Source organism: Kineosporia sp. NBRC 101677, assembly GCF_030269265.1.
In the GTDB taxonomy this organism is placed as follows: domain Bacteria; phylum Actinomycetota; class Actinomycetes; order Actinomycetales; family Kineosporiaceae; genus Kineosporia; species Kineosporia rhizophila.
Genome location: NZ_BSTA01000010.1, coordinates 144,531 through 162,866, shown reverse-complemented (window position 1 = coordinate 162,866; position 18,336 = coordinate 144,531). Strand labels below are relative to the sequence as shown.

14 protein-coding genes are annotated in these 18,336 nt (G+C 70.7%); 8 read left to right on the top strand and 6 right to left on the bottom strand.

Annotated elements, in window-relative coordinates:
* Window positions 1-241 precede the first annotated feature (241 nt).
* The 6 genes from QSK18_RS26655 to QSK18_RS26630 all read left to right on the top strand — a co-directional run bounded on the left by QSK18_RS26655 (window position 242) and on the right by QSK18_RS26630 (window position 7,838).
* A complete protein-coding gene (locus QSK18_RS26655) occupies window positions 242-1,351 on the top strand; it encodes a phospholipase D-like domain-containing protein (protein WP_232815295.1) in 1,110 nt (369 codons plus the stop codon).
* A 462-nt stretch (window positions 1,352-1,813) separates the two neighbouring features.
* A complete protein-coding gene (locus QSK18_RS26650; protein WP_232815296.1) occupies window positions 1,814-2,809 on the top strand; it encodes an ABC transporter permease in 996 nt (331 codons plus the stop codon).
* A 40-nt stretch (window positions 2,810-2,849) separates the two neighbouring features.
* On the top strand, window positions 2,850-4,610 hold the full coding sequence (locus QSK18_RS26645) for an ABC transporter substrate-binding protein (protein ID WP_232815297.1): 1,761 nt from the start codon (window positions 2,850-2,852) through the stop codon (window positions 4,608-4,610).
* A gap of 55 nt (window positions 4,611-4,665) precedes the next feature.
* On the top strand, window positions 4,666-5,679 hold the full coding sequence (locus QSK18_RS26640; protein ID WP_232815298.1) for an ABC transporter permease: 1,014 nt from the start codon (window positions 4,666-4,668) through the stop codon (window positions 5,677-5,679).
* A 3-nt stretch (window positions 5,680-5,682) separates the two neighbouring features.
* The gene (locus QSK18_RS26635; RefSeq protein ID WP_232815299.1) at window positions 5,683-6,759 is read left to right on the top strand and encodes an ABC transporter ATP-binding protein; all 1,077 of its coding nucleotides are present in this window, start codon (window positions 5,683-5,685) and stop codon (window positions 6,757-6,759) included.
* 62 nt (window positions 6,760-6,821) lie between these two features.
* Entirely contained in the window at window positions 6,822-7,838 is a 1,017-nt protein-coding gene (locus QSK18_RS26630; RefSeq protein WP_352396659.1) for an ABC transporter ATP-binding protein, read from the top strand.
* Here QSK18_RS26630 and QSK18_RS26625 read toward each other — a convergent pair.
* The 3 genes from QSK18_RS26625 to QSK18_RS26615 all read right to left on the bottom strand — a co-directional run bounded on the left by QSK18_RS26625 (window position 7,795) and on the right by QSK18_RS26615 (window position 11,384).
* On the bottom strand, window positions 7,795-8,559 hold the full coding sequence (locus tag QSK18_RS26625; protein WP_232815301.1) for a 3-keto-5-aminohexanoate cleavage protein: 765 nt from the start codon (window positions 8,557-8,559) through the stop codon (window positions 7,795-7,797). The genes QSK18_RS26630 and QSK18_RS26625 overlap by 44 nt on opposite strands.
* The gene (locus tag QSK18_RS26620) at window positions 8,559-9,374 is read right to left on the bottom strand and encodes an inositol monophosphatase family protein (protein ID WP_232815302.1); all 816 of its coding nucleotides are present in this window, start codon (window positions 9,372-9,374) and stop codon (window positions 8,559-8,561) included. Before QSK18_RS26620 ends, QSK18_RS26625 begins: the two co-directional genes overlap by 1 nt.
* 132 nt (window positions 9,375-9,506) lie before the next feature.
* Window positions 9,507-11,384: an MFS transporter gene (locus tag QSK18_RS26615; RefSeq protein ID WP_269811361.1), complete on the bottom strand. Its 1,878-nt coding sequence runs from the start codon at window positions 11,382-11,384 to the stop codon at window positions 9,507-9,509.
* Here QSK18_RS26615 and QSK18_RS26610 point away from each other — a divergent pair.
* Window positions 11,359-13,842 carry a Tex family protein gene (locus tag QSK18_RS26610; protein ID WP_285624594.1) on the top strand — a complete coding sequence of 828 codons (2,484 nt, stop codon included), beginning with the start codon at window positions 11,359-11,361 and terminating at the stop codon, window positions 13,840-13,842. The genes QSK18_RS26615 and QSK18_RS26610 overlap by 26 nt on opposite strands.
* A 68-nt stretch (window positions 13,843-13,910) precedes the next feature.
* Here QSK18_RS26610 and QSK18_RS26605 read toward each other — a convergent pair whose 3' ends face one another.
* The 3 genes from QSK18_RS26605 to QSK18_RS26595 all read right to left on the bottom strand — a co-directional run bounded on the left by QSK18_RS26605 (window position 13,911) and on the right by QSK18_RS26595 (window position 17,922).
* On the bottom strand, window positions 13,911-14,510 hold the full coding sequence (locus QSK18_RS26605; protein WP_232815304.1) for a TetR/AcrR family transcriptional regulator: 600 nt from the start codon (window positions 14,508-14,510) through the stop codon (window positions 13,911-13,913).
* 58 nt (window positions 14,511-14,568) lie between these two features.
* The gene (locus tag QSK18_RS26600; protein WP_285624591.1) at window positions 14,569-16,572 is read right to left on the bottom strand and encodes a CoA-binding protein; all 2,004 of its coding nucleotides are present in this window, start codon (window positions 16,570-16,572) and stop codon (window positions 14,569-14,571) included.
* 123 nt (window positions 16,573-16,695) lie between these two features.
* The gene (locus tag QSK18_RS26595) at window positions 16,696-17,922 is read right to left on the bottom strand and encodes an MFS transporter (protein WP_285624588.1); all 1,227 of its coding nucleotides are present in this window, start codon (window positions 17,920-17,922) and stop codon (window positions 16,696-16,698) included.
* A 101-nt stretch (window positions 17,923-18,023) separates the two neighbouring features.
* On the opposite strand from QSK18_RS26595, the gene QSK18_RS26590 reads away from it, so the two are divergent.
* Window positions 18,024-18,332 carry an ArsR/SmtB family transcription factor gene (locus QSK18_RS26590; protein WP_232815307.1) on the top strand — a complete coding sequence of 103 codons (309 nt, stop codon included), beginning with the start codon at window positions 18,024-18,026 and terminating at the stop codon, window positions 18,330-18,332.
* Window positions 18,333-18,336: the final 4 nt, after the last annotated feature.

Below are 18,336 nucleotides of genomic sequence, written 5' to 3'. Positions count from 1 at the left end.
CCCCGGGTAAAAGTGGAGAAGGATTTCCGGAACACGGTAGCGAAGCGGAAACCTGCTTTCCACTGACTTCCGGCCGTCCGGGCCCTCGTGTCCGCGCTGTTCAGGCCCGGTTCACCCGGCCCGGTCCGGCCCAACCGCTCGGCGATCGCACCGGCCCGGGTCCGGCCGTGCGCCCGGCCACGGGTGTGTGATGGCCCCTGTACCGCGTGGCGGTCCGCCGCGCGGCCGGGGGGAGGGCCGGATGGGGATCAAGGTCGGCGGGATCGAACTGTTCATGGGGCCGTCGGTGCTGGGTGGGCCGGACGACCTGGACTCCGTGGTGCGGGACTTCGTCGGCGGGGCCAAACGCAGCCTGGCCGTCGCCGTGCAGGAACTGGACTCCCGGCCGGTGGCCGAGGCGGTCCTGGCCGCCCGGGCGGCCCGGCTGCAGGTCCGGGTGATCCTGGAGGGCGACTACCTCCTCGAGTCCCGCCCCTCCGGGGACCCGTGGTCGCTCACCGGTGACCACGAGACCAACCGGGTCGTCCACGCGGCCCTGCTGCGGGCCGGGGTGGACGTGGTCACCGACCTGAACCCGGCGATCTTCCACCAGAAGTTCATCGTGCGGGACCCGGGGGAGCCGTCGGCCGCCGTCCTCACCGGGTCGGCCAACTTCACCCGCACCGACACCGGCACCAACGTTCCCGGCCAGGAGGAGTCGGCCGGGGTCACCGGCAACAACCTCAACCACGTGGCGATCCTCTACGGGCGCACGGCGGCCCGGACCTACCTGGCCGAGTTCGAGCGCATGCGGGCCGGCACGTTCGGTGACCGGCACGAGCGGGTGGAACCCCGGCCGGTCGAGTTCCGGCTCGGAAAAGTGCGGGTCAAGCCGGTTTTCGCGCCCCGTCAGGGGCCCGAGATGGAGATCATGAAGCAGATGCTGAAGGCGGCCACCAGCATCGACTGGGCGATGTTCACCTTCGCCAAGTCGTCCGGCATCGACGACACCATGATCCGCCTGGCGCCCGCCCTGGACCGGCTGCGCGGCGTCCTCGACCGCGGCCAGGGGGTGCAGCGCTGGGCGGCCACCGAGCCGCTGAAGGCGGCCGGGGTGGAACTGCACCAGAACCGGCCCGGCACCGGGGTGCGCAAGCTCCACCACAAGCTGATGGTGATCGACGAACGACTGGTGGTGATCGGCAGTTTCAACTACACCGGCCCGGCCACCACCCTGAACGACGAGAACATCATCGTGATCGGGGATCTGGAGGAGACCGACCCGCAGGCCGAGGCCGGGCAGCGCCGGATCGCGGCCTACGCGCTGGCCGAGATCGACCGCATCGTGGCGGATCTGGCCGAACCGGTCTGACCGCGCGGTGGGAGTCGGGACGGGCGCCTTCCCGGACGGGCGAGGCGGTTTCGCCCAACGAATGAGCCAGGCTGGTCCAGTGTCGGCCGAGGTCCGCCGGTCGCCCGGCTGTGCCCAGGTGCGCCCGTCGGTGCCCGCCTCCGATTGTTACGGCCCGGGTCCCTCCGGTGTCGTCCGTTTTTCCGATTCATCACAATCGGGTGACAGGAGGCCCACAGGACTGACATATGGGCCGAAGTAAGGGCAACCTTACTGGCCAGACGCCGTCCGAATGACTAACGTGCACCGAAATCCGCGGGTAGCAGGAAGTTTTCCGCCTACCGCCACGGACCGTTCATCCCGGGCCGGCGTCACGGTCCACCTGTTCTTCTGCTCCAAGCGTCTCTGCCTGCTCAGTAATCCCACCTGATCCGCCCCCTGATCCGCCCTGATCCGCTGGTCCAGAAAGTGAGTCGTACCCGCATGACCGCTCCACTCGATGTCCCCGGGGGTGCCACCGAAGCCCAGCCGGAGGCCGTCCTCGCCGGTGGCGGGGTGGCCGTCCAGGGGCGCTCGCTCACCCAGATCGCCTGGCTGCGGCTCAAGCGCGACCGCTGGGCCCTGGCCGGCGGCGTCGTCGTGCTCTTCCTGATCCTGCTGGCGATCTTCGCGCCGCTGGTGGTGAAGCTGCTCGGCCACCCCCCGAACGAGTTCCACCCCGACCAGATCGACCCGAACCTGTCCACCCCGATCGGTCCCTGGGGCGGCATCAGCGGCGACTTCCTGCTCGGTGTCGAGCCGCTGAACGGCCGCGACCTGTTCAGCCGGGTGGTCTACGGTGCCCGGATCTCGCTGCTCATCGCGTTTCTCGCGACCGTGCTGTCGGTCCTGATCGGCACCGTGCTGGGGGTCGTGGCCGGCTACTACGGCCGCTGGGTGGACACCCTGATCTCCCGCACGATGGACCTGTTCCTGGCCTTCCCGCTGCTGGTCTTCGCGCTGGCCCTGGCCGGCGTGGTGCCGGACGCCGCGTTCGGTCTCAGCGGCGACGCGCTGCGGATCGCCCTGCTGATCTTCATCATCGGGTTCTTCAACTGGCCCTACATCGGCCGGATCGTCCGGGGGCAGACGCTGTCCCTGCGCGAACGGGAATTCGTCGACGCGGCGCGCAGTCTCGGCGCCCGCACGCCGTACATCCTGTTCCGCGAGCTGCTGCCCAACCTGGCCGCGCCGATCCTGGTCTACGCCACGCTCCTGATCCCGACGAACATCCTGTTCGAGGCCGCGCTGTCGTACCTCGGCGTCGGCGTGCGGGCCCCCACCGCCACGTGGGGCGGCATGCTCTCCGACGCCACCACCTACTACCGGGTCGACCCGGTGTTCATGCTCGTCCCCGGCATCGCGATCTTCGTGACCGTGCTGGCTTTCAACATCCTCGGCGACGGTCTGCGGGACGCCCTCGACCCGCGCGCCCGCTGACTGCGACCAGAGCTCGACGACTAGTGAAGGTGGTCCACAGATGAGAAGAAGGCGCACGATCTGCGCCGTCGCCGCGGCTGCCGCCCTGACCATGGGTCTGGCTGCCTGCGGAGGTGGGGACGACAGTTCGTCCAGCGAGGGTTCCGGCAACGGCTCGGCCGGCGCCGAGTTCGACGCGGCGGTCGACTCGGTCGTCAACGCGTCCGACGCCAAGGGCGGCACCCTGCGCTACGCGAACGAGGGTGAGTGGGACTCGCTGGACACCGGCGACACCTACTACGGCTACTCCTGGAACTTCGCCCGGTACTACTCCCGGACGCTGGTCACCTTCAAGTCGGCCCCGGGCGCCGAGGGCGCCGAGCTGGTGCCGGACCTGGCCACCAGCCTGGGCGAGTCCTCCGACGACGCCAAGACCTGGACGTACACGCTGAAGGACGGCGTGAAGTTCGAGGACGGCAAGCCGATCACCTCCGCGGACATCAAGTACGCGGTCGAGCGGCAGCTCGACAAGGAGACGTTCCCGCACGGGCCGACGTACTTCAACGACTTCCTCGAGGGCGTCAAGGACGGCTTCTCGGTCTACAAGGGTGACACCCTCGACTCGATCGAGACCCCCGACGACAAGACCATCGTCTTCAAGCTGAACCAGCCGTTCAGCGGGTTCGACTACTTCGCCGGCCTGGTGGCCACCGCCCCGGTGCCGAAGGATGCCGACACCGGCTCGAAGTACAAGGAGGAGATCGTCTCCTCCGGTCCGTACAAGTTCTCGGACTACCAGGACGGCAAGAGCTTCACCCTGGTCCGCAACGACCAGTGGGACGAGAGCACCGACGAGGTCCGCCCGGCCCTGCCGGACCAGATCGAGGTCGCGCTCAACGTCAACAAGGAGGACCTCGACCAGCGGCTGATGTCCGGTGACATCGACGTCGCGGTCACCCAGCTCGGTGTCGGCTCCGCCGCCCGCGCCCAGGTCCTGGCCGACCCGGAGCAGAAGAAGCTGGCCGACTCGGCGCCGCTGAACCGCACCTGGTTCACCTCGATCAACAGCGAGGTCGCGCCGTTCGACAAGCTCGAGTGCCGCCAGGCCGTGATCTACGCGGCCGACCGCACCGGTTACCAGACCGCGTTCGGTGGCGAGATCGGCGGCGGTGACGTGGCCACCGCGCTGCTGCCGCAGACCATCCCGGGTGCCCAGAAGATCGACCCGTACCCGGTCAGCGCGCCCACCGGTGACGAGGCCAAGGCCAAGGAGGCGCTGGCCGCCTGCGGTCAGCCGAACGGCTTCGAGACCAGCTACAGCTACCGCGCCGAGCGCCCGGCCGAGAAGGCCGCGGCCGAGTCGATGCAGCAGTCGCTGGCCAAGGTCGGCATCAAGGTGACGCTGAAGCCCTACCCGCAGAGCGACTACTTCGCGCTCTACGCCGGCAAGCCGTCCTTCGCCAAGAAGGAGAAGCTGGGTCTGCTGGCCAACGGCTGGGCGGCCGACTGGCCGGACGGCTACGGCTTCCTCGCCCAGCTGGTCGACAGCCGGGTGATCCGGGAGACCGGTGGCGCCTCGAACCTGAGCGTCCGGGACCCGGAGATCGACAAGATGATCGACGCCGCGGTCAACGAGACCGACGAGACCAAGCGTCAGCAGACCTGGGCCGACATCGACGCCAAGGTCATGGAGGGCGCCTGGGTGTACCCGGGTGTCTGGGCGAAGGTTCTGCTCTACCGGCCGGAGACGCTGACCAACGTGTTCGTCAGCAGCGGTTACGACGGCTACGACTACTCCGCGCTCGGCGTGGCGCAGGACTGAAAGGCAGTACCGAGAAAATGATGCACCGACGGCGGCGACCGGAAAGGACTGAGCAGTGACCGCGTTCATCGCACGGCGTCTGGCCGCCGCCGTCGTCATCCTCGGCCTGGTCAGCTTCATCACCTTCGCGATCTTCTTCCTGGTGCCGAGGCTGGCCGGGGCGAGTGCCGACGACCTGGCCTCGCGCTACGTGGGCAAGTCGGCCAGTGCCGAGCAGGTCCACGAACGTGCCGTGCAGCTGGGTTTCACCGACCCGGTGCACGAGCAGTACCTGGCCTTCGTGAAGGGGATCTTCGCGGGCCGGGAGTACGACCTGGGCGGCCCCGCACCGCTCGACTGTCCCGCCCCCTGCCTGGGGTTCTCGTTCATCGACCAGAACGCGGTGCTGCCGGACCTGCTCGACCGGCTGCCGGTGACGCTGTCGCTGGCCGCCGGCGCGGCGGTGATCTGGGTGCTGCTCGGTGTCGGCGTGGGCGTGCTCTCGGCGCTGCGCCGGGGCACGGTGTTCGACCGCGCGGCGATGGCGGTGGCCCTGGCCGGGGTCTCGCTGCCGGTGTTCTTCACCGGTCTGCTCGCCCTGTCGGTGTTCAGCTACACGCTCGACATCTTCCCCCCGGGCGGCAGTTTCACCCCGATCACCGAGAACCCGTTCGACTGGGCCTACTCGCTGGTCCTGCCCTGGTGCACGCTGGCCTTCCTCTACGCGGCCGGCTACGCCCGGCTGACCCGGGCGGGCATGCTCGAGACGATGAACGAGGACTACATCCGCACCGCCCGGGCCAAGGGCCTGGCCGAGCGTACGGTGGTGCTCAAGCACGCCCTGCGTTCCACGCTGACCCCGGTGCTCACCATCTTCGGCCTCGACCTGGGCCTGCTGATCGGCGGCGCGATCCTCACCGAGTCGACCTTCTCGCTGCCCGGTCTGGGCACCTACACGGTGCAGGCGATCTCCAGCAACGACCTGCCCAAGGTCCTCGGGGTGACCATGCTGGCGGCCACCTTCGTGGTGCTCGCCAACCTGGTCGTCGACATCCTCTACGCGGTGGTCGACCCGAGGGTGAGGCTCTGAACCATGGAACAGGAACTGATCGACATGCCCGCCGAGGCACCGAAACCCGAGCGCCGGCGTCCGTTCCTCGACGTCCAGGACCTGCGGATCCACTTCCCGACCGACGACGGTCTGGTGAAGTCGGTCGACGGGCTGTCGTTCTCGCTGGAACGCGGCCGGACCCTGGGCATCGTCGGTGAGTCCGGCTCGGGCAAGAGCGTGTCCAGCATGGGCATCATGGGCCTGCACCGCACCACGAACGCCCGGGTCTCCGGCGAGATCTGGCTGGACGGCGACGAGCTGGTCTCGGCCAGCGCCGACTTCGTGCGCCGGCTGCGCGGCCGCAAGATGGCGATGATCTTCCAGGACCCGCTGTCCTCACTGCACCCGTACTACAAAGTCGGCGCCCAGATCATCGAGGCGTACCGGCTGTACAACGACGTCAGCAAGAAGGCCGCCCGGCAGCACGCGATCGACCTGCTGGGCCGGGTCGGCATCCCCGAGCCGACCTCGCGGGTGGACGACTACCCGCACCAGTTCTCCGGCGGTATGCGCCAGCGCGCGATGATCGCGATGGCGCTGGCCTGCGACCCGGAGCTGCTGATCGCCGACGAGCCGACCACCGCGCTGGACGTGACCGTGCAGGCCGGGATCCTCGAGCTGATCCGCAGCCTGCAGCAGGAGTTCAACTCCGCGGTCATCATGATCACCCACGACCTCGGCGTGATCGCCGAGGTGGCCGACGACGTGCTGGTCATGTACGGCGGCAAGGCGGTCGAGCACGCGCCGGTGAAGGACATCTTCAAGGCCCCCGAGCACCCCTACACCTGGGGCCTGCTCAGCTCGATGCCGCGGATGGACCGGGTCCGGGCCGAGCGTCTGCTGCCGGTCCCGGGCAGCCCGCCCAGCCTGATCAACCTGCCGTCCGGCTGCGCCTTCAACCCGCGCTGCCGCTACGACGACCAGACCGACGGCCGGGCCCTCACCGAGGTGCCCGAACTGAAGGCGGCCCCGGGCAAGCCCGGGCACAGCGTGGCCTGTCACCTGCCCGCCGAAGTACGGCGGAAGATCTGGTCGGAGGAGGTGTCACCGAGACTGTGAGCACCACGGTTTCCGAGAGCCCCTCCGAAGAGGGCAACGTCGGCAAGTTCGAGAACAACGAGGTGCTGCTCGAGGTCAAGGGCCTCAAGCGGCACTTCCCGGTCAACCGCGGAGCGGTGTTCCGCCGTCAGGTGGCCGCGGTCAAGGCCGTGGACGGCCTCGACTTCGCCGTGCGCCAGGGCGAGACCCTGGGCCTGGTGGGCGAGTCCGGCTGCGGCAAGACCACCACCGGGCGGCTGCTGACCCGGCTGGAGGAGCCCACCGAGGGCTCGATCACGCTCGAGGGCAAGGACATCGCGCACCTGTCCCGGGGGGCCCTGCGCCCGCTGCGGCGCGACGTGCAGATGATCTTCCAGGACCCGTACTCGTCGCTGAACCCGCGGCACACCGTGGGCTCGATCGTCGGGGCGCCGTTCCGGCTGCACAAGACCCTGCCGAAGGACAAGATCAAGCCGGCCGTGCAGGACCTGCTCAAGCTGGTCGGGCTCAACCCGGAGCACTACAACCGCTACCCGCACGAGTTCTCCGGCGGTCAGCGCCAGCGCATCGGGGTGGCCCGGGCGATCGCCCTGCGGCCCAAGCTGGTGATCGCCGACGAGCCGGTCTCCGCGCTCGACGTGTCCATCCAGGCCCAGGTGATCAACCTGCTGGAGGACCTGCAGAACGAGTTCGGCCTGACCTACGTGGTGATCGCGCACGACCTGTCGGTGGTGCGGCACATCTCCGACCGGGTCGCGGTGATGTACCTGGGCAAGATCGTCGAGATCGCCGACCGGGACGCGCTGTACGAGCGGCCGATGCACCCGTACACGCACGCCCTGCTCTCGGCCGTGCCGGTGCCCGACCCGGACGTACGTGCCGACCGGGAGCGGATCCGGCTGCGCGGTGAGGCACCGAGCCCGCTGAACCCGCCCTCGGGCTGCCGGTTCCACACCCGGTGCTGGAAGGCGCAGGAGATCTGCAGGGTCCAGGAGCCGCCGCTGGAGCACAAGGCCCCCGACCAGCAGGTGGCCTGTCACTTCCCGGAGAACGCGCCTACGGACCGGCTGAAGGCCCACCCCGTCCGCCCTGCCGAATAAGGGTTCCTGCGCTGCGGACCAGGGCGGCGTTCCCGGTGACGGGTTCGCCGTCCGGTCCGGTCAGGGTGTCTTCCAGGCCGATCCGGGTGTCCAGGCCGCGGGCGGCGGCGTGCCGCAACACCGGCCAGCACGCCGCCTGCTCACCGTGCAGCAGCACGGGCACTCCGAGCGCTTCGGGTCGGCCGAGCTGTCCAAGAATTTCATCGGCCTCGGAAACCGCGTTCTCCGGCCGTACGCCGATGATCTCGACCAGCACGCGGAGCAGACCGGGCAAGGGCTCGCTCAGCAGTTGCTTCGCGTCGCGGGTGGTCCAGACTCCTGCCTCCACGCCGATTCCGGTGTTGTGCAGGATCCCGGCCAGTTCGAGCGCGCTGGGCTCGGACAGGTTCACCGACGCGAAGTCGGGGCGCTCGGCCGAGCGCAGCACGACCCAGCCGCGCACCAGCTCGGCCCGCGTCTGCACGTCCCGCGCGGTGATCCACAGCCCGGTCGAGACCCCCACCGGAACACCGGGGCAGGCCTCGCGAACGGCGGTCACCGCCGCTGCAACGTCCACCGCCAGCAGAGACTCCCGGCCGTCGTCGCCCCGTGGATGCAGGTGCACGGCATCGGCCCCGGCCTCCACCGCCTCCTTGGCTGCCCGAGCCAGCTGCGAAGGGCTGACGGGGAGCCCGGGATGCTCCGACGCGGTGCGCGAGCCGTTCAGACAGACCTTGAGCATCACTGGTCCACCAGCAGGGCATCCCGGACGAGCAGGGCGCTGGCCCGGTCGGGCGCGGCAATCATGGGTAGAGCGTTGCCGCCGCCGACCTGGAACGGGTTTCCGTCCATACCGATCACCACCCCGCCGGCCGCCTCGTGCAGCTGCACCCCGGCCGCGTGGTCCCAGGGCGCTTCCCAGGGCAGCAGCATGACGGTGTGCCGGCCGGCGGCCAGGTCGACGTAGTTGAGCCCGGCGTAGTCGAAGAACGTGGACGAGACCCCGGTGGCGAACAGCGCGTGGAAGTTGGGCCGCTGCGGCTCGGGCCACCAGCGCGGGCGGGGGAGCACCAGATCCAGATGACGGAGCTGGTCGGCGGCGGGGGCCACCCGGAGTGGTTCGCCGTCGACGAAGGCGCCCCGCGCGCTGCCCGTCGCCATGAACCCGAGCACGGGGGCGTGGATCCAGGAGGCCAGCAGCCGGCCCTGCTGGGCCAGCCCGACCATGATCGAGAACCGGGGCGAACCGGTGGCGAAGGCCTCGGTGCCGTCCACCGGGTCGATCACCCAGACCGGGTCCGGGCCCTGGAGCAGATCAAGGACGTCCGGGTCGGCGTGGACGCCTTCCTCACCGACCACTTTCGAACCAGGGACGATCCGGGTCAGTTCCCGGGTCAGGTACTCCTCGGCGCGTTTGTCGGCCACGGTGACCAGGTCGCCCGGAGCCTTCTCCTCGATGTCGCCGGTGGCCAACGCCCCGAACAGCGGCACCACCACCTCGGTGGCGGTGCGGCGGACGACTTCCTCGACTGCGGCGATCCCCGTCTCGTCCAGCATGCCCCCATGCTCGCAAACCCGACGCGACCGCGTCCGGTGCTCACGAGCGTCCACAAGCTCTTACCCACAAAAAACGCTGCGGCCCCGGCTCGAGAGCCAGGGCCGCAGCGCCTGCGGTTCAGGTGGTTCAGGTCAGCGGGAAAGGCCCGACACCGAAGAGAACTCGCCGGCCAGGCTGACCGCCGCCTCTTCACGCTCTTCCTCCGGCGAGACCGGTTTACGGCTGCGACCACCGAGCAGGCCGATCACCGCGACGATGCCGAACGCGGCGCCGCCCAGGACGAAGATCAGCACGTAGGCGCCCTCGGTGGGCAGGCCGGTGGTGTCGTCGAGCATCGCGGTGAGCAGGCTGACGGTGAGCGCACTGGCCACCGCGCTGCCGACCGAGCGCATGATCGAGTTCACGCTGTTGGCCACCCCGGTCTCGGCCGGCGGCACGGCCTGCACCAGCAGGGCCGGCAGGGTGGCGAAGCCGAAGGTGACGGCGACCTGGACGAGGATGCCGAACAGGATCATCTGCCAGGTCTGCTCGTGCCACAGCGCCATCCCGGCGAAGCCGACCAGGCCGAAGGTGGCGCCGATGGTCAGGGCCCGGTTGCCGCCCATCCGGTGCACCAGCCCGCCGATCAGCGGGGAGACCAGCACCCCGACCACACCGCCGGGCAGCAGGTACACGGCGCTGGCGGCCAGGACGTCGGCGCCGAAGCCGTAACCGGTGATCCGGTCCGGGGTCTGGACGAAGTCGGTGATGCCCAGGAACGAGGCGAACATGCCGAAGCCGATCAGCAGACCGGCCAGGTTGGCCCGCGCGACGCCGCCCTCGGCCAGCAGACGGGGCGAGGCGAGCGGCTGCTTCAGCCGGCCCTCGACCACGAGCCAGACGGCCAGGACCACGACCGAGGCGACGAACAGGCCGATGGTCAGCGGCGAACCCCAACCCCAGCTCCGGCCCTGCGAGATGGGCAGGAGCAGCAGCACCAGACCGGCGCCGAGGATGCCCGCACCGAGCCAGTCGACGCTGGTGGTGTGACCGTCGGGACGCCGGCGGGGCAGCGTGAACCAGGCGATCACCAGTGCGATCACGGTGATCGCGAGACCGAACCAGAACGGCCGGCGGTAGCTGGCCTCGCCCTGGGTGAGCAGCCCGGTGACCAGCAGGCCGACCACGCCGCCGACCCCGAGGGTGGCGCTGACCAGGGCCATCGACTGGGTCAGGCGCTGCGGCGGGACCTCCTGGCGCAGCACGCCCATCGAGAGCGGGAACAGGCCGTAGGAGGCGCCCTGCAGCACCCGCGCCAGGATCAGCAGGGGCAGCGAGCTGGTGAACAGCGCGAGCAGGATGCCCACCAGAACGGTGACCAGGATGCCGAGCATTACCGGACGACGGCCGTACACGTCGCCCATCCGCCCGAGCACGGGGGTGGCCACGGCGGCGGCCAGCAGGTTGGCGGTGAGCACCCAGCCGGCCGCGGTGAGGTCGGCGTCGAGCTGCTGGGCGATCCGGGACAGGACGGGGACGACCAGGGTCTGCAGCAGCGAGACGGTCATCACCGCCATGGCCAGACCGGCGATCAGCAGGCCCTGACGGGGGTGGGCTTCGGGGGTGGACGGTGGGGGGCTCGACGATTCGACCGCGGCCATGACGGTGTTACTCCGCATTCTCTTGCTGTGTTCTCGTTCAACCGGGCAACAGCGTCGGTGCCGCTCCCATGATGGGGGTTCGTTGCGAACGGCAACTAACTGGCGGTTGAGCGCTGGAAGGACGGCCGGGTATTCCCGGTCCGGCCCACCGAACGGGTGACGTGCTCGGTCGGGGGCCCGGATCGGCGGGGTTGCTGCGGATTTGGGTACCTGATCCGGGGCGGACGGGGCTGATCCCCGAGGCGCTGCCCGTCGAGTCGGCAACCTGTCGGTGCTACCCCCTAGAGTCTGCGGTGGCCGTTGAAGAGCACCCCCGGCAAGATCAGCAAGAGGTGGAAGATCTGTGACAGTCAGCGTCGAACAGCGCATCGCCGACGAGCTGCAGGTGCAGCCCTGGCAGGTGGTCGCCGCGGTGGGGCTGCTCGACGACGGCGCGACCGTGCCGTTCGTGGCCCGCTACCGTAAAGAGGTCACCGGTACCCTCGACGACGCGCAGCTGCGCACGCTGCAGGAGCGGCTGGGCTACCTGCGCGAGCTGGAGAAGCGGCGCGAGGCGATCCTGGAGTCGATCGCGAGTCAGGGCAAGCTGACGCCCGAGCTCGAGACGCAGGTGCGCGAGGCGGAGTCCAAGTCCCGCCTGGAAGACATCTACCTGCCCTACAAGCCCAAGCGCCGCACCAAGGCCCAGATCGCCCGCGAGGCCGGCCTGGAGCCACTCGCCACCGGGCTGCTGGCCGACTCCACGCAGGATCCGCGGGTGGTCGCCGAGCAGTACGTCGACGCCGAGAAGGGCGTGGCCGACGTGTCGGCCGCGCTCGAGGGGGCCCGCTCGATCCTGGTCGAGAAGTTCAGTGAGGACGCCGACCTGATCGGTGGCCTGCGCGAGCGGATGTGGAACCGGGGGCAGCTGGCCGCCACCGTGCGCGAGGGCAAGGAGGCCGCGGGCGCGAAGTACTCCGACTACTTCGCCCTCACCGAGCCGTTCACCAAGCTGCCCTCGCACCGGGTGCTGGCCATGTTCCGCGGTGAGAAGGAGGAGATCCTCGACCTCACCTTCGAGGCCGACGACGCCCCGCCGCCGGCCCCGGGCGAGCTGAGCGCCTCCGAGCAGACGATCGCGCACCGGTTCGAGGTCAGCAACCAGGGCCGCCCGGGCGACAAGTTCCTGATCGACGCGGTGCGCTGGGCCTGGCGCACCCGGATCTCGGTGAGCCTCGGCCTGGACGTGCGCGGTCAGCTGCGCGCGGCCGCCGAGGAGGAGGCGATCCGGGTGTTCGCCGCCAACCTGCGTGACCTGCTGCTGGCCGCCCCGGCCGGCAACCGCGCCACGATGGGCCTCGACCCGGGCATCCGTACCGGCGTCAAGGTGGCCGTGGTCGACGGCACCGGCAAGGTGGTGGCCACCAGCACGGTCTACCCGCACGAGCCGCGCCGCCAGTGGTCGGAGTCGCTCGACGTGCTGGAGAAGCTCTGCCGGGCGCACAACGTCGACCTGATCGCGATCGGCAACGGCACCGCCTCCCGGGAGACCGACAAGCTGGCCGGTGAGCTGATCGCCCGGGTGAAGGACCAGTCGCTCACCAAGGTCGTGGTCTCCGAGGCCGGCGCCTCGGTCTACTCGGCCTCCGCCTACGCCTCGGCCGAGCTGCCCGACCTCGACGTCAGCCTGCGCGGGGCGGTCTCGATCGCCCGCCGCCTGCAGGACCCGCTGGCCGAGCTGGTGAAGATCGACCCGAAGTCGATCGGGGTCGGCCAGTACCAGCACGACCTGCCCGAGTCCTCCCTGGCCCGCTCGCTCGACGGCGTGGTGGAGGACTGCGTGAACGCGGTCGGCGTCGACGTGAACACCGCCTCGGCCCCGCTGCTGCGCCAGGTCTCGGGCATCGGCGAGACGGTGGCCCGCAACATCGTGTCCTACCGCGACGAGAACGGTCCCTTCCGCAGCCGGGCCGCCCTGCGCAAGGTCCCGATGCTGGGCGCCAAGGCGTTCGAGCAGTCGGCCGGCTTCCTGCGCATCCAGGGCGGCGAGGACCCGCTCGACGCCTCGGGGGTGCACCCGGAGGCCTATCCGCTGGTGCGGCGCATCCTGACCAAGGCCGAGGTCGACCTGCCCGCGCTGATCGGCAACACGGCGCTGATCCGCAAGCTGCGGCCCGACGAGTTCGCCGACGAGACCTTCGGTCTGCCCACCGTGCAGGACATCCTGGCCGAGCTGGACAAGCCCGGCCGCGACCCGCGGCCGGCATTCAAGGCGGCGGTCTTCGCCGACGGCGTCAACACGGTGGCCGACCTGAAGCCGGCCATGGTGCTCGAGGGTGTGGTCACCAACGTGGCCGCGTTCGGTGCCTTCGTCGACATCGGCGTGCACCAGGACGGCCTGGTCCACGTCAGCGCCCTGTCGCACAAGTTCGTGAAGGATCCGCGCGAGGTGGTCAAGCCCGGCGACGTGGTCAAGGTGAAGGTCATGGAGGTGGACGTCGAGCGCAAGCGGATCTCGCTCACCCTCCGCCTGGACGACGAGGTCGGGGCGCCCAACGGTGGCCGGGGTGAACGCGGCTCCCGCGGCGGCGAGCGGGCCGGCGGTGACCGGGGTGGTGACCGGGGTAGCCGTGGCGACCGCGGGCCCCGGCCGGGCGGCGGTCAGCGCGGCGGTGGCCAGGGTTCCGGTGGCTCCGGTGGCCAGGGCCGTGGCGGTCAAGGTGGTCAGGGCGGTCAGGGTGGCCAGAACCGCGGTAACCGAGGTGGTTCGGGTGGACGCGGTGGGGCCTCGGTGCCGGACACGGCGCTCGCCGATGCGCTCCGGCGGGCCGGCCTGCTGAACGAGTAAGGCCAGCTGAAGGAGTAAGGCCAGCTGAACGAGTCGCCTACTCCCTGAGCCCTTTCGAACCCAGTGGCTCAGGGAGTAGGCAGCTCACGCAGCAGCAGCGCCCTGACCTGGTCGAGCAACTGCTCGGCGGTGAGCTCGAACGGCTCCAGGCTGCGCTCCGCCCGGGCCAGCACCACGGCCCCCTCGGTGGCGGCCAGCAGGAGCGTGGCGAAGCCGGGAGCCGTCTCCGCGGAAAGGCCGCCGCGTTCGAGTAGCTGGGCCAGCCGGGTGCGCCAGCCGCGGAACACCTCGGCCGCGTCGTCCAGCAGACGTTTGGAGTCGGCCGCGACGGTCACCGCGACCACTGCGCAACCGGTCGCGCAGTCCGAGCGGGACAGCAGCAGGCGCCAGGCGTGCAGGAAGCGCTCGGTGACCTGCAGGGCCGAGTCGCCGTCCCAGCGCTCCAGCCAGTCCCGGGTACGTTGCCCGGCCAGGCCGAGCGCCTCCGAGACCACCTGCTCCTTGCCGTCGGGGAACGAGTGGTACATCGAGCCCCGGGCGGCCCCCGAGGCGGCCAGGATCTCATTCAGCGAAGTGGCCTGCAGACCGCGGCGGGCCAGCAGTCCGGCCGTTCCCTCCACGATCCTGACCCGGGTACTGGCCGGAGGCACCTGATCTGTCGCCGCCATCCCGTCATGGAAGCACAGCTGTCCGGGGTTGAAGCCGAAACGCGCCAAGGACCGGGGGTCAGCTCAGGCTCCGGGCCTGGGCGCGCACCGCCGTCCCGTTGGTCAGGGTGACCCGGAACTCTGCGAAGCCCCCCTCTACGAACAGCCTCGCCAGCCGGCCCGCCGCCTTGCCCACGGCTTCGAGGTCGGCCGTGCTGGTGCCGGGCAGGGAGGCCGCAGCCTGGGCGATGCGCTCGGCGTCGGCGGGCAGCGGCACCGTCCGGGTCTCGCCGAGCACCTGCCCCCAGCCGCCGCCCAGGCTGATCGTGAGGGCCGGGACCGGGCCGTCGCGGTGGGCCAGCATCGTCAGGGGCACGCCGGGCCGGGCCAGGGCCTCCACCAGAAATGCAGTGTCGCAACGGGTCACGACGTCGAGGTCGCTCGCTCCGGCGAGAAGTTCGGAGACCTTGAGGCTGACCTTGTCGCCGCTGCTCAGGCTGGGGGTGTCAGGTGAGGAACCGGCCCCCGGCACAGACAGTCGCAGTGTCACCGGAAACCCGATCTGAGCGGCCGCCAGCGCCACCGCGGTGGCCGCCGCCTCGTCCCCACGGTCCTTGTCGGGCAGCGGGACCACGGCATGACGCAGGACGTCGACACCGGCCTGGTCGAGTACGGCCTTCGCGGCGTGCTCGGCGAGAAGCCGGCTGGCCGGACGACGTCCGGGCTCCAGCGCCGCCACCGCGGCGATCTTGGCCAGGCGTTGCGGATCCGGCGCCGGTGAACGCAACTGGGCCATCGCGGCCAGGGCCGAGGACAGGCCGGACACCGCCCCCACCGGTTCCTGGCCGGGCATCCCGGCCACGACCAGCACGTCGACGTCCTCCCGGGCGCCGCCGAGCCGGGCGCCCTCCCGGGTGGCCAGCCACTCGGCCGAGTCCTCGGGGTGCAGGCCGGGCGGTTCGTCCTGCACATAGAGGACGGCGCCCACTCCCGGATCGGCGGCGACGGTCGCGGTGATCTCGGTGAGGGTCGAGGAATCGGCCCACAGATGGGTGGTGTGGTTGAGCGGGTTGGTCGCGACGGCGGAGCGGGGGAGCCGCGCGGTCAGGTTCCTGCGCGTGGTCTCGCTCAGCTCGGCGAGTTCGACGCCGGCGTCCCCGGCCAGGTCCTCGGCGAGCGCGGCGTCTCCGGCCGAAGAGGTGACCACGGCGATGCCCTTGCTGGTGCGCCGCACCCGGGCCAGGGCCCGCGTCGTCTCCAGAAGCTGGTGCACCTCCCGGCAGGGCACCGCCCCGGCCTCGGTGAGAAGCGCGTCCAGCACCTGGTCGGGCGCCCGTCGGCGACCGGTGCGCAGTACCGCCAGCCGTACGTCGGCCCGAGCGCAGTCGGCCAGCGCCGTCGCCAGCCGAGCGCCGTCGGGGATCTGCTCGAGGTAGAGCGCTACCGCCCGAACCCCTTCTGTCGCAGCGAGAATGCTCAGGGCGGCCGGTGTGTCGACGACTGCCGCGTTGCCGAGCGAGACCACGGTGTGCAGGCCCTGAGCCTGCCGATGAGCCAGCGCCAGCAGGCCCGCGCCCCCGCTCTCGGTGACCAGGGCGATGCCGTCGTCCAGTCGGTCGGAGTTCTGGGCGGGCAGCATGACCGGCTCGCCCCACAGCGGGGCCCGGCTGCGGGCGCTGACCAGACCACTGGTGTTGGGCCCGAGCACCGGCAGCCCGAAACGCCCGGCCGCCGCCACCAGTCGCTGCTCGGCCCCCAGATCACCGCTCTCACGGAAGCCCCCGGCGAACACCACCGCCCCACCGCAGCCCAGCCGCCCGGCCTCGGTGAGGTAGTCCGGCACGGTCGCCGCAGTGGTGGCCACGACCACCGCGTCGGCCGTCTCGCCGAGCACCTCCAGCGCCCCGGCCAGATCAGGACGGCACGGCACTCCCAGGATCTCGCCGCGGCGCGGATGAACTCCCACCAGTCCGCCCGCGAACCCCGCCCGCTGCAGGTTGAGCAGGGTCTGGGCGGCGTAGGAACCGGGCCGGTCGGTGGCTCCCACCACGACGATCGAGCGCGGTGCGATCAGGCGACCCAAAGCTGGGGTGGCTGCAGGGTCGGCAGTGACAGCTGTGTCTGGTGCGCTGCCGACCCCGTCCGTGGCTACCACGCAGGCAAGTATTGGCCGTTCCGGGCCTTCGAGGGGGCGCTTTCCGCGTCTTTATCCGCGATCGACTGCGAGCGCGGGCACCTCGTGAGTCGACTCCTGTCGCCGAACGGTCAGTTCGGCCGCGATGGCGAGCAGGGCCAGGGCGATCACCACCACCCCGAACACCATCGTGGTGGGCTTCAGGCCGAACTGCGGCACGGCCAGCCCGGCGATCACGGCAGCCCCACCGAAAGCGCCGTAGCTGGGCACGAACACGGCGGACAGGAGCTCGGCCCGTTCCTGCGGCCGGGCCAGCTGGGCCACCGAGCCGAGTGCCCCCACGAAACCGGCCCCGAAGCCGTAGCCGGTGATCACCAGACCGGTGAAGAACAGGGTCAGCGAGGTCACGGTGACCGCGAGCAGCACCGTCGTCATGCCGGCCACCAGCACGACCGAGGACGACAGCATGGTGGCCCGGGCCGGCCGGGCTCGGGCGAGGAAGGCGGCCAGCGATCCCGAGCCGGCCATCGCCGTGACCACGATCCCGCCGATCACGTGGTTGTCCACCCCGAAGACCCCGACGGCGAGAGAACCGCCGAGCGAGAGCACCAGTCCGCCGATCGACCAGGTCGCGATCAGCACCGGCAGGGCGTTGCGGAAGGCCCGGCGGGCGGCCGGCGGGACCGAGGCGGTGGGACGCAGGCTGGCCAGGGCGCCCGGACGACGCTCGGACGGGGCCGGGAGCACCACGGCGCAGGCGGCCAGCAGCACGATGAGCAGGATCGTGAGCACGTCGAAGACCAGCGTGCGGGGCATAGGGGCGAACTGCACCAGCAGGCCGGACAGCAGGGCCCCGGAGGCCAGGCCGAAGGTGGGGGAGGCGACGTTGAGCCCGGCCGCCAGTGACGGACGCTCGGGCGGGGCCAGGTCGGAGATCGCGGCGCTGAGCGCGCCCAGGCCCACCCCCGTGGCCAGGCCCTGCAGCCCGCGCCCGACGATCAGGTCGGCCACGTCGTCGGCCACCAGGAAGACGGCCAGCGAAGCGATCTCCAGGGCGATCGCCGCGACGATGACCGGACGGCGGCCGACGAAGTCGGACAGACCGCCGACCACGAGCAGGGTGAGCAGCAGCACCGCCGCGTAGACCGCGAACACCACGGTGAGCATGAGCGCCCCGAAGTGCCATTCCTGCTGGTAGACGACGTACAGCGGGGAAGGGGCGCTGGCTGCGGCGAGGAACACCACCGCGGTCACGGCGACGAGCCAGAACCCGGCTGCCCGGCGGGACTGCGTGATCATCGGACTCCACCTGACGGTTCGAAGACAATGGAACCGTTGCAGGGTAGGCCCATCGTTCGGCAATTGTCGAACGATGGGTCGATCCGGACTACGCTGACGTCATGACCACGTTCGAGCACCCCGATGTCGCGGACCTGAACCTGCCCGCGGTGCTCTTCGCCCTGAGTGACCCGGTGCGCCTGGAGATCGTGGGCCAGCTCGCCCGGTGGGAGACGGGGGAGCCGCCACTGGTGTGTGCCTCGGTGGGCCCGGAGATGCCGAAGTCGACCCGCTCGCACCATCTGAAAGTGCTGCGCGAGGCGGGGGTCACGTATTCGGTGCAGGCCGGCCGCGAACGCCAGCTCTCGCTCCGGCGCGCCGACCTGGACCAGCGCTGGCCCGGCCTGCTGAACGCAGTTCTGGCGGGCTGAGAAC

Excerpts from the sequence above, each read along its gene's own strand:
- QSK18_RS26655 (WP_232815295.1), top strand. The coding sequence starts at position 242 with ATGGGGATCAAGGTCGGCGGGATCGAACTGTTCATGGGGCCGTCGGTG.
- QSK18_RS26650 (WP_232815296.1), top strand. The coding sequence starts at position 1,814 with ATGACCGCTCCACTCGATGTCCCCGGGGGTGCCACCGAAGCCCAGCCG.
- QSK18_RS26645 (WP_232815297.1), top strand. The coding sequence starts at position 2,850 with ATGAGAAGAAGGCGCACGATCTGCGCCGTCGCCGCGGCTGCCGCCCTG.
- QSK18_RS26635 (WP_232815299.1), top strand. The coding sequence starts at position 5,683 with ATGGAACAGGAACTGATCGACATGCCCGCCGAGGCACCGAAACCCGAG.
- QSK18_RS26625 (WP_232815301.1), bottom strand. The coding sequence starts at position 8,559 with ATGCTCAAGGTCTGTCTGAACGGCTCGCGCACCGCGTCGGAGCATCCC.
- QSK18_RS26620 (WP_232815302.1), bottom strand. The coding sequence starts at position 9,374 with ATGCTGGACGAGACGGGGATCGCCGCAGTCGAGGAAGTCGTCCGCCGC.
- QSK18_RS26615 (WP_269811361.1), bottom strand. The coding sequence starts at position 11,384 with ATGCGCTGTTCGACGCTGACTGTCACAGATCTTCCACCTCTTGCTGAT.
- QSK18_RS26605 (WP_232815304.1), bottom strand. The coding sequence starts at position 14,510 with ATGGCGGCGACAGATCAGGTGCCTCCGGCCAGTACCCGGGTCAGGATC.
- QSK18_RS26595 (WP_285624588.1), bottom strand. The coding sequence starts at position 17,922 with ATGATCACGCAGTCCCGCCGGGCAGCCGGGTTCTGGCTCGTCGCCGTG.
- QSK18_RS26590 (WP_232815307.1), top strand. The coding sequence starts at position 18,024 with ATGACCACGTTCGAGCACCCCGATGTCGCGGACCTGAACCTGCCCGCG.